At 40.1% G+C, this 13,759-nt stretch carries 12 protein-coding genes; all 12 read right to left on the bottom strand.

What is annotated here, in order from left to right; genetic code table 11:
- Window positions 1-244: 244 nt before the first annotated feature.
- Window positions 245-595 (bottom strand): hypothetical protein, encoded by a 351-nt coding sequence (locus tag NYE79_RS01875; protein ID WP_070800593.1) that lies wholly within the window; start codon window positions 593-595, stop codon window positions 245-247.
- A 19-nt stretch (window positions 596-614) separates the two neighbouring features.
- Entirely contained in the window at window positions 615-965 is a 351-nt protein-coding gene (locus tag NYE79_RS01870; protein WP_070800594.1) for a hypothetical protein, read from the bottom strand.
- Complete coding sequence (locus NYE79_RS01865) at window positions 952-2,877, bottom strand: hypothetical protein (RefSeq protein ID WP_251464317.1); 1,926 nt, start codon at window positions 2,875-2,877, stop codon at window positions 952-954. Before NYE79_RS01865 ends, NYE79_RS01870 begins: the two co-directional genes overlap by 14 nt.
- Before the next feature lie 117 nt (window positions 2,878-2,994).
- Window positions 2,995-3,708 carry a DUF6572 domain-containing protein gene (locus tag NYE79_RS01860; RefSeq protein ID WP_251464346.1) on the bottom strand — a complete coding sequence of 238 codons (714 nt, stop codon included), beginning with the start codon at window positions 3,706-3,708 and terminating at the stop codon, window positions 2,995-2,997.
- Between the two features lie 167 nt (window positions 3,709-3,875).
- Window positions 3,876-5,666, bottom strand: coding sequence for a hypothetical protein (locus NYE79_RS01855; RefSeq protein WP_251464315.1), 1,791 nt, complete (start codon window positions 5,664-5,666; stop codon window positions 3,876-3,878).
- A gap of 156 nt (window positions 5,667-5,822) precedes the next feature.
- Complete coding sequence (locus tag NYE79_RS01850) at window positions 5,823-6,710, bottom strand: NAD glycohydrolase inhibitor (RefSeq protein ID WP_251464313.1); 888 nt, start codon at window positions 6,708-6,710, stop codon at window positions 5,823-5,825.
- Window positions 6,711-9,224, bottom strand: a complete 2,514-nt coding sequence (locus tag NYE79_RS01845; RefSeq protein ID WP_339293744.1) for a hypothetical protein — start codon at window positions 9,222-9,224, stop codon at window positions 6,711-6,713.
- A gap of 83 nt (window positions 9,225-9,307) precedes the next feature.
- Window positions 9,308-9,967 carry a DUF6572 domain-containing protein gene (locus tag NYE79_RS01840; protein WP_070800592.1) on the bottom strand — a complete coding sequence of 220 codons (660 nt, stop codon included), beginning with the start codon at window positions 9,965-9,967 and terminating at the stop codon, window positions 9,308-9,310.
- A gap of 18 nt (window positions 9,968-9,985) precedes the next feature.
- Window positions 9,986-12,328, bottom strand: a complete 2,343-nt coding sequence (locus tag NYE79_RS01835) for a hypothetical protein (protein WP_339293743.1) — start codon at window positions 12,326-12,328, stop codon at window positions 9,986-9,988.
- Window positions 12,325-12,759 (bottom strand): hypothetical protein, encoded by a 435-nt coding sequence (locus NYE79_RS01830; protein WP_070800582.1) that lies wholly within the window; start codon window positions 12,757-12,759, stop codon window positions 12,325-12,327. Before NYE79_RS01830 ends, NYE79_RS01835 begins: the two co-directional genes overlap by 4 nt.
- Before the next feature lies 1 nt (window position 12,760).
- The gene (locus tag NYE79_RS01825; RefSeq protein WP_070800581.1) at window positions 12,761-13,423 is read right to left on the bottom strand and encodes a hypothetical protein; all 663 of its coding nucleotides are present in this window, start codon (window positions 13,421-13,423) and stop codon (window positions 12,761-12,763) included.
- The gene (locus NYE79_RS01820; protein WP_339293742.1) at window positions 13,420-13,752 is read right to left on the bottom strand and encodes a hypothetical protein; all 333 of its coding nucleotides are present in this window, start codon (window positions 13,750-13,752) and stop codon (window positions 13,420-13,422) included. The genes NYE79_RS01825 and NYE79_RS01820 overlap by 4 nt, the downstream gene beginning before the upstream one ends.
- Window positions 13,753-13,759: the final 7 nt, after the last annotated feature.

The following is a 13,759-nucleotide window of genomic DNA, read 5'->3' as shown; positions in this document are numbered from 1 at the left end:
GCAGGAGCTAAGACTGCTCCTCCTATCATACCAAAAACCGCTATAGCCTTGAGGGCCATATCCACATACTGAAGACTTTCCTTATTTTCTTCGTAGTAGCGACTGGCTTTGAGTCTCTGATAGTCTGGCAGTTGTCCTTGTACAGTAAAAGTTTACCAATAAAACATTGGTAAACTCTTGCTTCATTTATTCTATCATAAAAGAAAATACTTATTTCTTTGTAAAGTCATAGTTTAAACAGGTTTTACAACCAACCCTTAGCTTTTAAGAACTCATCGGGGATACGCAGTTCAATCTCTGACATGATTTCTTTTAAGTAGTTATCCCAATCCTTTGTTCCCATATAGCTACGCATTTTGCTTTCAAGCGACGCTCCAAATTCATCATTCAAAACAATAGAGAACCCGCATAAATCATTCTCGTAATTAAATTGAACCCAATAGTAGTCATACGCCCTGAATACGAGGCGTAATATATGATGATTTGGGACATCGACCAACTCACAAATAGTTACTTCAGAGGCTCTATCTCCAAAGGAACGCTGAATCCGTTCAATCACTTCTTGTTTTATAGCTTCCATACTTTCTTGAGCCATATCAACACCTCTTTCTCTTTTATCGCCAACCTTTAGCTTTTAAATATTTCTCTGGGATATGAGACTCGATTTTTGTCATGATTTCTTTTAAATAACTATCCCAATCGCTTATTTCGCTATAACGACTATTTTCCTTAGAAAGCAGTAAACCCTCATCACTATTGAAAAAAACATAAATCTCGAAGAAATCATTCTCGTAATTAAACTGTACCCAAGAATAATTATAAGCCGCAAAATTTAATTTAAACATTTGATGATTTGGTTCATCAACGAAATCATAACCAGCAATCGTATCCACTCTTTCCCTAAATACTCCCCTAATTTTCTTTCGAGTTTCTCTTGCTAATTCTAACATACTATTTGTCTGCATACCAATATCCTCCTATAAAGTCCATATCTTTATATCCATGATGTTCCTTTAAATAATCCCATTCCCATCTTATAGCTGATTTTTCATAAATTTTTAAACGTGGATCATGAGAAAATCGAATGGTCTTGCCTTGCGCAACTGCATCATCCAATGCTGGTTTATTAAATGCTTCAAACATTTGTTCTCCACGGCTGTCTAAGTTATATGCTTTCGTCAATTTATCCCAATCATCCCCTAAACTGAAGTAAGTGGTATCTCCAGCCTTGCTGATGTATGAATTTGGACCAGGTGTACTCCAATCTTGAGTCCCGTCAGGTCTAATTGTAGGCTCATATTTACCTAATGTCATTGTATCCGACTCAGGGTTGATCACACTCTTCGTCCGATACATTTCATACTCTTCCAGTGGCATATTTTTTATTGGAGATGTTGTTGATTGACTTGGTGATGGATTCGCTGTTCCCTTCACCTTCGGTACATCAACATCACCCGGCTTGACTCCGCTAACAGCCTTGACTGCGCCATCGCCTGATACCTGCTTGACCTTCGGTACATCCACGCTGACTGGTGGATGGGTTTTCAGCTTAGCCAGGGTCCCATCAGCTGGGCTGGCTTTCAAATGCAGGTCTGGCCTACTACTCAAACGTACATTAGCTGAATCCAGCTTGGGTATTTGCTTACCTTGAAGTGGGACATCCAGATGAGACGATTTAGCGCCTGGTAGATCTACGGCCGGTGCTCCAAATTTTTTACCAATATAATTCCCTGCCGACTTCATCCCAATGCCCATCACTTGGCTCAACACCAAATTCTGAAGCGCTGCGTTCGGATCTTTATCTGTCGCAAAGGAGTAGATCACCTTGGAAACATCGTTTACATCATCCGCATGTTTCCCTGCCGTTGCTAGACCTTTCAATACCGTAGAGCCGTTCTTTCCACTCTTTGCTAGTTTGGCCAGATAACCTACCGAACCCATACTCACAAGAGTGACTGCTGCATCAATACCTGCCCATACTCGATCCTCTGTCGATAACTGATTTCCGGTAATCATCGTATGACCATTAAATGCCGAATAAGCACTATCAGCTGCTAAGTAGGCCATACTAGCATAGGTGACTGTTAGCGAGGTCCCTCCTGTCACAGGAGCTAAGATTGTTCCTCCTGCCATACCTAAAAAGGCTACAACTTTGAGGGCCATATCCACATACTGAAGACTTTCCTTATTCTCTTCGTAGTAGCGACTGGCTTTGAGTCTCTGATAGTCTGGCAGTTGTCCAGGATAGCGAACAGCTACAATTTCCTCGGCACTCTTGCCTTCCAAGGCCTTGATTTGCTCATCGGATAGCTGATCCTTTTTAGCCATCATTTCCTTGACAGCCTTTATACGATCATCATAGACATCCTTAGCGGCTTGAATGGGACTTGCCTTGCCATCTAGGATTTCTGACAGAGTATAGGACTTCTGTTCGGTGGTGTCAATATAGACAGAAGTACCGTCAGCCTTATATCCGGCTAAGACTTTCTTTGGCACTGTTTGTTTCGTATACTTGCTCTTATAGGGTTTATTGGCTCCATTAACATCATTTAATGTCACGAAGGCCGCATCCATCCCCTTGGTGAACTTGCTATCTATATTCTGCATGATGTCTGAATGAATCTTCTTCGTCTTCGAGACCATCTTGAATATCCGATTCAGAGATTTGTCAAATGTTGTACTATCCTTTGTCGTCCCTAATGAAGCTTCCCCATTTTGAACATAGAGATCTTCAACTCCCTCGTCTGTTACAACCTTACCCGCCGCTTCGATATCATCCATGATATCACTCATTGACTTGAAATAACTACTGGATGAAATCAAAGGATAGGTTGGATCACCGGGAAAGTCGGGTTTATTACTATAATACTTCGTCATTGGTCCCCACTTTCTTTCGCATCTGCTTGACGGTTTTTCATGATTTGTTCAACGGAGCCTTTGGAAACTACTTTATTACATTATACCACAAAAAGAGAGCGTCATTCGCTCTCTTTATCACTCTAGTAATTCTACCTTCAAGCTCATATCCGTCGGTTGCAATACCTTCTGAACAGCAGCCAGAAAGGCTAGCCCATTATCAGATGGAGAATACTGGAATGTGATATGGATGACTTTTTTGTCAAAGTTATCGCCATATCTCTCCACATACTGCTTGCTTTCGAGGAAGTAGATATAATTGTTAATTTTTTCCTGCAGAATTTCAAGATGAACTGTTTCTATCTCTTCCTGCCAGCCGACTGAATCCACCAGAAGAACCTCTAAATGATTATCAACTGTACCAATAGCATCAAGTTCAGTTGGCTTGAGTTCTGAAGAGATGGCTTTTTTTACAAGAGCTTTAAACTCTTCAACATCAAACAACTCACGTTGATCTTCTATATTTGATAGCATAGTTTCAGGATGATTACGTATGTAGTTTCTATCAATATCATCTTGCTTACTTAAGGGCCAGCGCCCTGTTTCAGCATAAATCATGACTTCATATGCTCCCCTAGAAGATTCAAATGCTTTATCCATCAGTTCCTTATTGATAGGATAGCAAACTTCTGGACCCATGGCTCCTCCAATTTCTTTAAAGAAGCCAATTTCGTAATAACCATTTGTCTCATATACAACAAATCCATCGCCTTTATGTACAATCGTATCTGAATGATTATAATCATTTAACTCATCTGCCTTTGGCCAACGATGGTGTTCACAATAAAACATTACTTCTAAAGAATCTTGTTCTGATTTTGAAACACGTTCTGCTAATTCTTGGCTAATGGGATAGTTAAGCACTTCTTTCCCTCTACTCCAAAGGATCTGATAATCATTGTTGTTTTTTAATATCGTACAATTTTTGTATTGCTGAATTTCTATTGCCATACAAACACCTATTCAAATACCTTTCCTATTGTATAATCACCTGGTTTAAATTGATCTACAACTGCCTCTGGTATACCGCCCTTTGTAAAACCTCCTGGTTCCCAAAGACCTTGCCAAGCACCTGGTTCATTGCCTGACGGCATACGTAAATTTTTAGGATTTTTAACATTAATAGTAAGAGGTGAATCACCTAAATACCCTCTATCAAAGCCCAATAGTTCCTCTAATACTCTCGGATTCCCATCTGATGCCAATACAGCTTTATCATATATAAATTTTGGCATTGCATAATGTCCCTTTTCTGGTCCAATATTCCCACCAAATTTCATCACAGATTTATTAAATCCTTCTTCACTGATAACCTTCACAACTCCATCCTTAAACATATTTAGATGTGTCTCTATCTCTTGGTGTGAAATATATCTGGAAGGATCTAAACGTTCACCGTTTTCTGTACTAATCAAACCGTCAATGATTTTTCTAGATATATCTGGCCGCTTTAGTTTTTCCAGCTCCATCTTGAAGTTTTCTATTTTTTGGTTGCTACTACTAATTACATCAATCCTAGTTCCCTTCGGAATTTCTACACCACCAACAAATTCGCCTTTCCCCTTACCAACAATGACTCCGCCATTTCTTTCGATATTATCAAGGATTGCTTGGCGTTTGGAAGAAATATTGCTAGATGCAGTATAGTCTTGAATCCGAATCTTACCATTACTATCAAAACCAATTGCATCGACTTGTACTTTTTTAACTTGACCATCTATGGTAGTAGCTATCGTGATTCTATTCTCAACATGGCTAGCAATCTGTTTAAAGTTTTCAGTTTGAGCTACCTTAAACTCTTTACCTGCAGTTTGATTCTGCTTCAGGTTATTAACCTTTAGCTTCCAATCTGACATAGAGAGCGGTTGTTCTCCCAAGCTCGTCTTTTGAGCGACATAATTATTATAATCAGCCCTAATCTGCTTGACTTTCGGTACATCCACGCTGACTGTTGGATGGGTTTTCAGCTTAGCCAGGGTTCCATCAGCTGGGCTGGCTTTCAGATGCAGGTCTGGCCTACTACTCAAACGTACATTAGCTGGATCCAGCTTGGGTATTTGCTTACCTTGAAGTGGGATATCCAGATGAGATGTTTTGGTGCTTGGCACATCTACGGCTGGTGCACCAAACTTTTTACCAATATAATTCCCTGCCGACTTCATTCCAAGGCCCATCACTTGACCAAGCACTAAATTCTGAAGCGCTGCGTTCGGATCTTTATCTGTCGCAAAGGAGTAGATCACCTTTGAAACATCGTTTACATCATCCGCATGTTTCCCTGCCGTTGCTAGCCCTTTCAATACAGTAGAGCCGTTTTTTCCACTCTTAGCTAGTTTCGCCAGATACCCTGCCGAACCCATACTCATAAGAGTGACTGCTGCATCAATACCAGCCCATACTCGATCCTCTGTCGATAACTGATTTCCGGTAATCATCGTATGGCCATTAAAGGCCGAATAAGCACTATCAGCTGCTAAGTAGGCCATACTAGCATAGCTGACTGTTAGCGATGTCCCTCCTGTCGCAGGAGCTAAGATTGCTCCTCCTGCCATACCTAAAAAGGCGACAACTTTGAGGGCCATATCCACATACTGAAGACTTTCCTTATTTTCTTCGTAGTAGCGACTGGCTTTGAGTCTCTGATAGTCTGGCAGTTGTCCAGGATAGCGAACAGCTACAATTTCCTCTGCACTTTTACCCTCCAAGGCCTTGATTTGCTCATCGGATAACTGATCCTTTTTAGCCAGCATCTCCTTAACAGCTTTTATACGACTATCATAGACATCCTTAGCAGCTTGAATGGGACTTGCCTTGCCATCTAGAATCTCTACTAGATTATAGGACTTCTGTTCGGTGGTGTCTATATTACATTATACCACAAAAAGAGAGCGTTTCCGCTCTCTTTATCACTCCGGTAATTCTACCTTCAGGCTCATATCTGTAGGTTGTAACACCTTCTGAACCGCTGCAAGAAAGGCTAAACCGTTATCAGATGGAGAATACTGGAATGTGATATGGATGACTTTTTTGTCAAACTTATCACCGTATCGTTCCACATACTGCTTGCTTTCAAGGAAGTAGATATAGTTATTGAGTTTTTCTTGAAGTTTCAAGAGATGCTCCTCTTCTAATGACTCTATCCATTTGTTTTCATCAATCAACAACAACTCTAGATGGTCATCTGAAACACCCATCGCATCGATACTTGTAACATCTAGTTCAACTTTCTCAACTGTTTTAATGGTTTCTACTACCTTAGGGGGATTGTAGTATTTTTCCTTGAATTCCTTAAGAATCTTCTCTACCTTTTTCACCTCATAAGACTTGAAAGAAGGAATTGATTTAATATTTCCAATTAATCGACTGTAATATCCACTAGTTTTTAACTCATTAGGAAGTTTTTCTATTGTATCAAGTATAAGAGGAACTAATTTTCTTGTATCAATTTCAAAAGGAAGGGGTTTATATTCCGCCAGAATGAAATCTTGAAGCAATAAATATTCCGTAACTTGCCATATTTTCTTTTCATCAATACTTAAAGAAAACTCTTTTAATATCTCAAATGTCCTTCTCTCTATATCCCTATCACCTTCTATATATAGAGGGAATAAACAATATTCCAGCAACACCTGAATATCAGTGTATTCTGTTATCATTGAGTTTCGTTGTTGAAAACGATACCTAATGTCCTCTCCAAGAAAAGCTTCTGCTTCTTTTCCTTCTCTCATCACTTCCAGATAATGTTTGACAAAGTGTTTATAATTTTCTTTATTTTTTAGTTTGTATGTCTGCATTTATTTACTCCATTGATTTATTCTGAAAATCCCTTCAACTTGCTCAATTTCATTAGTGCCTGGTTTATAGACACGTGGATTTTTGATTTCATAGTATCCTTGACGTTCAATCGCAGATAGAAAATCATCATAAGAATGTCCTTGCATGTCAATCGTCGGCATAAGCAATTCGCTCTCAGACATATTAATGTTAGAACCGGCCCACGTTTTGGCTCCCGGGATATTTAAGGATGAGGAACCTGGCGTATCACCATTTGGAAATTGTATCCAACCTTCTTTATCCATATTTCTAACTAACTCGGGACTATACTCATATTGATACATTCCTGTATTGTAAGCATCCTCTGATAATCCTTTTACCGTTGCTACTTCTGAACCTGATTTCAGGTTTCCACTCTTATCATACAAAAGGGCAGAATCTTCCACAATACTCGTCGCAAACGTACCCTGACCAACCCCTGTTTTTATGTCTCTTCTTCCAATCACTGGGTTATCACCACTAAAAGCAAATCTCTTCATATTAGCACCATCAACAACAGAAGAAGCCCCCCCTTTTAAATAAGGCTGCTTAATGGCATCTTTGTATACATCTGGATAATCGTACTGTCTAGCCTCATACATCTTATAAAAGACTTCTTTATTTGGAACTGCCCCTTCTCTAACAGCACGTTCCGCATACGTATCAAAAGTTTCCTTAAATGCCGCTTGTTTCTCTGGTGTATTCCAGTCTATTTCTTTACTTGCAAGTTCATCGAATTTTGCAAATGTCGCCTTTTTGATTTCTGGTGACACATGCTCAATTGAAATATCCGATGTTTTGTGAGAAATAATCTCAATTCGAGTTCCTGGTTCAATTTTAGTACCACCCGTAAAGCGACCTTTTCCTTCGCCTACGACAGTACCGCCATATTTCGATAGATTATCCAGAATATCTTGGCGTTTAATGGACAAACCATCTTTCGCAGTTGTATAATCTTGAATGCGAATTTTTCCAGTTTCATCTACACCGACTGCTTTTAATTGGATACGCTGAATTTCACCTGCTGCATTACGTGTCTCAACGGTTATCCTAGTCTCGACATCTTTGAAATTTTTCTTGAAGTCATCAATCTTTGTAGTTGAAAACTCTCTGTAGTTAGCAAAATTTTGTTCAGATACGTTATTTTTCAGTTTCCAATCTGACATAGAGAGTGGTTTTTCTCCCACGCTCGTCTTGTGAGCGACATAATTATTATAATCAACCCTAATTTGCTTCATCTTCGGCAAATCCGCACTAACTGTTGGATGGGTTTTCAGCTTAGCCAAGGTTCCATCAGCTGGGCTGGCTTTCAGATGCAGGTCTGGCCTACTACTCAAACGTACATTAGCTGGATCCAGCTTAGGTATTTGCTTGCCTTGAAGTGGGATATCCAGATGTGATGTTTTGGTGCTTGGCACATCTACGGCTGGTACACCAAACTTTTTACCAATATAATTCCCTGCCGAGTTCATTCCAAGGCCCATCACTTGACCAAGCACTAAATTCTGAAGTGCTGCGTTCGGATCTTGATCTGTCGCAAAGGAGTAGATCACCTTAGAAACATCGTTTACATCATCCGCATGTTTCCCTGCCGTTGCTAGCCCTTTCAATACCGTAGAGCCATTCTTTCCACTCTTAGCTAGTTTGGCCAGATAACCTACCGAACCCATACTCACAAGAGTGACTGCCGCATCAATACCAGCCCATACTCGATCCTCTGTCGATAACTGATTTCCGGTAATCATCGTATGGCCATTAAAGGCCGAATAAGCACTATCAGCCGCTAAGTAGGCCATACTAGCATAGCTGACTGTTAGCGAGGTTCCTCCTGTCGCAGGAGCTAAGATTGCTCCTCCTGCCATACCTAAAAAGGCTACAACTTTGAGGGCCATATCCACATACTGGAGACTTTCCTTATTCTCTTCGTAGTAGCGACTGGCTTTGAGTCGTTGATAGTCTGGTAGTTGTCCAGGATAGCGAACAGCTACGATTTCCTCTGCACTCTTACCTTCTAAGGCCTTGATTTGTTCATCTGATAGCTGATCCTTTTTAGCCATCATCTCCTTAACAGCTTTTATACGATCATCATAGACATCCTTAGCGGCTTGAATGGGACTTGCCTTGCCATCTAGGATTTCTGACAGAGTATAGGACTTCTGTTCGGTGGTGTCAATATAGACAGAAGTACCGTCAGCCTTATATCCGGCTAAGACTTTCTTTGGCACTGTTTGTTTCGTATACTTGCTCTTATAGGGTTTATTGGCTCCATTAACATCATTTAATGTCACGAAGGCTGCATCCATCCCCTTGGTGAACTTGCTATCTATATTCTGCATGATGTCTGAATGAATCTTCTTCGTCTTCGAGACCATCTTGAATATTCGCTTCAGAGATTTGTCAAATGTTGTACTATCCTTCGTCGTCCCTAATGAAGCTTTCCCATTTTGAACATAGAGATCTTCAACTCCCTCGTCTGTTACAACCTTACCCGCCAAGGCCTTGATTTGTTCAACGGAACCTTTGGAAACTACTTTATTACATTATATCATAAAAAAGAGAGCGTCATTCGCTCTCTTTATCACTCTGGTAATTCCACCTTCAAGCTCATATCCGTCGGTTGTAATACCTTCTGAACCGCAGCGAGAAAGGCTAAGCCGTTATCCGATGGAGAATACTGGAAGGTGATATGGATGACTTTCTTGTCAAAGCTATCGCCATATCGTGCCACATACTGCTTGCTTTCGAGGAAGTGAATATAATTGTTAATTTTTTCCTGCAGAATTTCCAGATGAACTGCTTCTATCTCTTCCTGCCAGTCGACTGGATCCACCAGAAGAAGCTCTAAATGATTATCAACTGTGCCAATGGCGTCAAGTTCAGTTGGCTTGAGTTCTGAAGAGATGGCTTGAGTGACGATTTGTGTAAATTCTTCAGGAGAAAATATTTTTTTGTTATAAGATAAATCATTGAAAATTAAGTCAGGATTATTTTGTATAAAAATTTTATTCGACTCTTCTTGTGTATATTGTTTTTTAGATCTCCAAAAACCATATTGCGCATAATTCATCAACTCTTTGCCAGTATGTTCTCCCGACATATAACTATCTGCAGCTTCTTTGGGAATTTCTCTAATCACTTCTGGGCAGGTAATATTAAAAGTTGGATAACGCAAGAAATACTTTTCCCCATCTTGACAGATTTCCAACATGTCTTTTTGACTTACATAAATTGATTCCATTTTTATCTCCTTTGTCTTTTACCAAATATCTACTAATGTTACCTTATCTTTTGGAACTGGGTCAATTACTGCTTCTGGAACTCCTCCAGGGTATGTTTTCCCTCCTGGTCGCCACTGCGAATTATCACGTGAACCTCCCTCATTTCCATCAGGAATTCTGTAGTTATGAATCTCCTGTGGAAGCACCATTTTAGGAGTGTCTCCTAGACTTCCCTCATCCAGTCCCAATAAAGCCTCTAATTTTCTCGGATTCCCGTCCGCCTCTTTAATCATGGCCTTTGCTACATCTTTAGGAAAAACAAAAGCCCCATCCTCTCGACCAAAGTTACCAAATTTCTGGATAAAGAAATCATCTTTCACAAATGCAGCAACTCCATCATCGAATAATTCCTTGTGTGCCTGTCTATATTCTTTAGGAAGATATTCTTGAGGTTCAGGTCTAAATATACCACTATCAGGATTAGGCTGTATTTTAAGAATCTCATCCACTTTGTTTTTATCCACTTGAACTTTTGGAAATTCATTTAAGTACATCTGCCACTCTGGTGAGAACTGTGACCCTCCTTTGATTACATCAATCCGAGTTCCTTTCGGAATTTCTACACCGCCAACAAATTTGCCTTTCCCCTTACCAACAATGACTCCGCCATTTCTTTCGATATTATCAAGGATTGCTTGGCGTTTGGAAGAAATATTGCTAGATGCAGTATAGTCTTGAATCCGAATCTTACCATTACTATCAAAACCAATTGCATCGACTTGTACTTTTTTAACTTGACCATCTATGGTAGTAGCTATCGTGATTCTATTCTCAACATGGCTAGCAATCTGTTTGAAGTTTTCAGTTTGAGCTACCTTAAACTCTTTCCCTACAGTTTGATTCTGCTTCAGGTTATTAACCTTCAGCTTCCAATCTGACATAGAGAGTGGGTTTTCTCCCACGCTCGTCTTGTGAGCGACATAATCATTATAATCAGCCCTAATCTGCTTCATCTTCGGCAAATCCACGCTGACTGGTGGATGGGTTTTCAGCTTAGCTAGGGTCCCATCAGCTGGGCTGGCTTTTAGATGCAGGTCTGGCCTACTACTCAAACGTACATTAGCTGGATCCAGCTTGGGTATTTGCTTGCCTTGAAGTGGGATATCCAGATGTGATGTTTTGGTGCTTGGCACATCTACGGCTGGTACACCAAACTTTTTACCAATATAATTCCCTGCCGAGTTCATTCCAAGGCCCATCACTTGACCAAGCACTAAATTCTGAAGTGCTGCGTTCGGATCTTGATCTGTCGCAAAGGAGTAGATCACCTTAGAAACATCGTTTACATCATCCGCATGTTTCCCTGCCGTTGCTAGCCCTTTCAATACCGTAGAGCCATTCTTTCCACTCTTAGCTAGTTTGGCCAGATAACCTACCGAACCCATACTCACAAGAGTGACTGCCGCATCAATACCAGCCCATACTCGATCCTCTGTCGATAACTGATTTCCGGTAATCATCGTATGGCCATTAAAGGCCGAATAAGCACTATCAGCCGCTAAGTAGGCCATACTAGCATAGCTGACTGTTAGCGAGGTTCCTCCTGTCGCAGGAGCTAAGATTGCTCCTCCTGCCATACCTAAAAAGGCTACAACTTTGAGGGCCATATCCACATACTGGAGACTTTCCTTATTCTCTTCGTAGTAGCGACTGGCTTTGAGTCGTTGATAGTCTGGTAGTTGTCCAGGATAGCGAACAGCTACGATTTCCTCTGCACTCTTACCTTCTAAGGCCTTGATTTGTTCATCTGATAGCTGATCCTTTTTAGCCATCATCTCCTTAACAGCTTTTATACGATCATCATAGACATCCTTAGCGGCTTGAATGGGACTTGCCTTGCCATCTAGGATTTCTGACAGAGTATAGGACTTCTGTTCGGTGGTGTCAATATAGACAGAAGTACCGTCAGCCTTATATCCGGCTAAGACTTTCTTTGGCACTGTTTGTTTCGTATACTTGCTCTTATAGGGTTTATTGGCTCCATTAACATCATTTAATGTCACGAAGGCCGCATCCATCCCCTTGGTGAACTTGCTATCTATATTCTGCATGATGTCTGAATGAATCTTCTTGGCACTCGTTAACATGCTATAAATACGCTTCATTGATTTGTCGAAAATAGCACTGTCTTTGGTCGTCCCTAATGAAGCTTCCCCATTTTGAACATAGAGATCTTCAACTCCCTCGTCTGTTACAACCTTACCCGCCGCTTCGATATCATCCATGATATCACTCATTGACTTGAAATAACTACTGGACGAAATCAGAGGATAGGCTGGATCACCGGGAAAGTCGGGTTTATTACTATAATACTTCGTCATTGGGCCCCACTTTCTTTTGCATCTGCTTGACGGTTTCGCATGATTTGTTCAACTGAGCCTTTGGGGTCTTTTCTAATGGCTTCTTTATCTTCGGCACTTGTGGTTGGTTCTTCTAACAAAAAGTTGGCAATCGATGTAGCTAAAACCTTATCTGTATTTACCATTTGATTATAAGTATTTTGCGCATGTCTATAGAGCACCTCGCTGAGTGTCTCAAACTCCTGTGCTTTCAGATAATACGAACCTAGACCCCCATTAGTCTTACTGTTACTAATCAAATCATGATAGGCTCCCTCAGAGGATAGGTCGGGAAGTGTTGAAATGACATGTTGAATCTTGGTCGAAACTTGATTCGTAAGTGTGACTATATTAAGACAGTGGTAAATGAGTTGTTCTTGATCATTTAAAACGAGTTTGAAATCTACCCCCATATCACATCCTCACTTTCAATTTTTTTATTAGTTGTGTTTTTAGCTGTTCACTATCAATCGAACGGCGCATTTGCTTCGATACATCATATTCATATAAATGATGATCACTTGTTAGATAGATAATGTCTTGTGTATCTTTGGAAAACTCATTGATTCGGATACGAAGGGCCTCTTCATTCCCATGGTGGACTATCAAGCGCATAAATGCTTCCTCTTCCCATTGCGAATGAATATAATCTTTGATAGTATCATCAACTTCTTGTAAGACAGGGTGCATCTCCATCAAAAAGGCTAGGAAAACAGCACTACCTGCTCGGTCTAGTTGAAATTGATTGTCACCGACTTCCATGATAATAACAGCCATTCGTTTGAATTCATCTACTCCAGGCGCATAGGATAGGAGCTGATCAATCTGACAATGATAGTTAGCTTCGTGATACTCCTTCAAATACGCTCCATATTGAACACATTCTTCTGTAGGCCGATTATCAACGATAAGCCCCATCTCCTTTAAATCTTCAAAACCTTTCTCAATTACCCACAAAAGGTTGTCTTTTCTATTTTCATTCCCTTCAATAGCAGTTGGAAGTGGAAGGAATGCCAAATCATCTGAGTAATCATTAAATATATGTAGTGTGTATAAGGCTTCTAATGTAAATATCATGCGTTATCAATCTCCTTTATGACATTTGAAGTGGAGATAGAACCGAGTAATGTTTTTAAACCTGATACCACTTTCCTAAGTTCTTCTATACTCTTACCATAGTCCGAATGATAGGATTTTAGAAATATCTTTAGGTCTAAGTATTGATTCTTGCTTTCTCCCTTCCATTCCGTATCATTTGAGTCCAAACCAGATATCTCAGTATCTATACTAGAAAGAAGATTCACGATTTCATTCAATTCATTGATAACTGTGTCAATCTGACTATCATCATATGTTACTACATCACTTGTATAACTACTATCAATAGTATTAATATTTGTATCCATAGACACC

It is taken from the genome of Streptococcus sp. FSL W8-0197 (assembly GCF_037963785.1).
Classification (GTDB): Bacteria; Bacillota; Bacilli; order Lactobacillales; family Streptococcaceae; genus Streptococcus; species Streptococcus oralis_CQ.
Note: the sequence above shows the minus strand (reverse complement) of the source record. Positions and strands in the feature narration are given on the sequence as shown.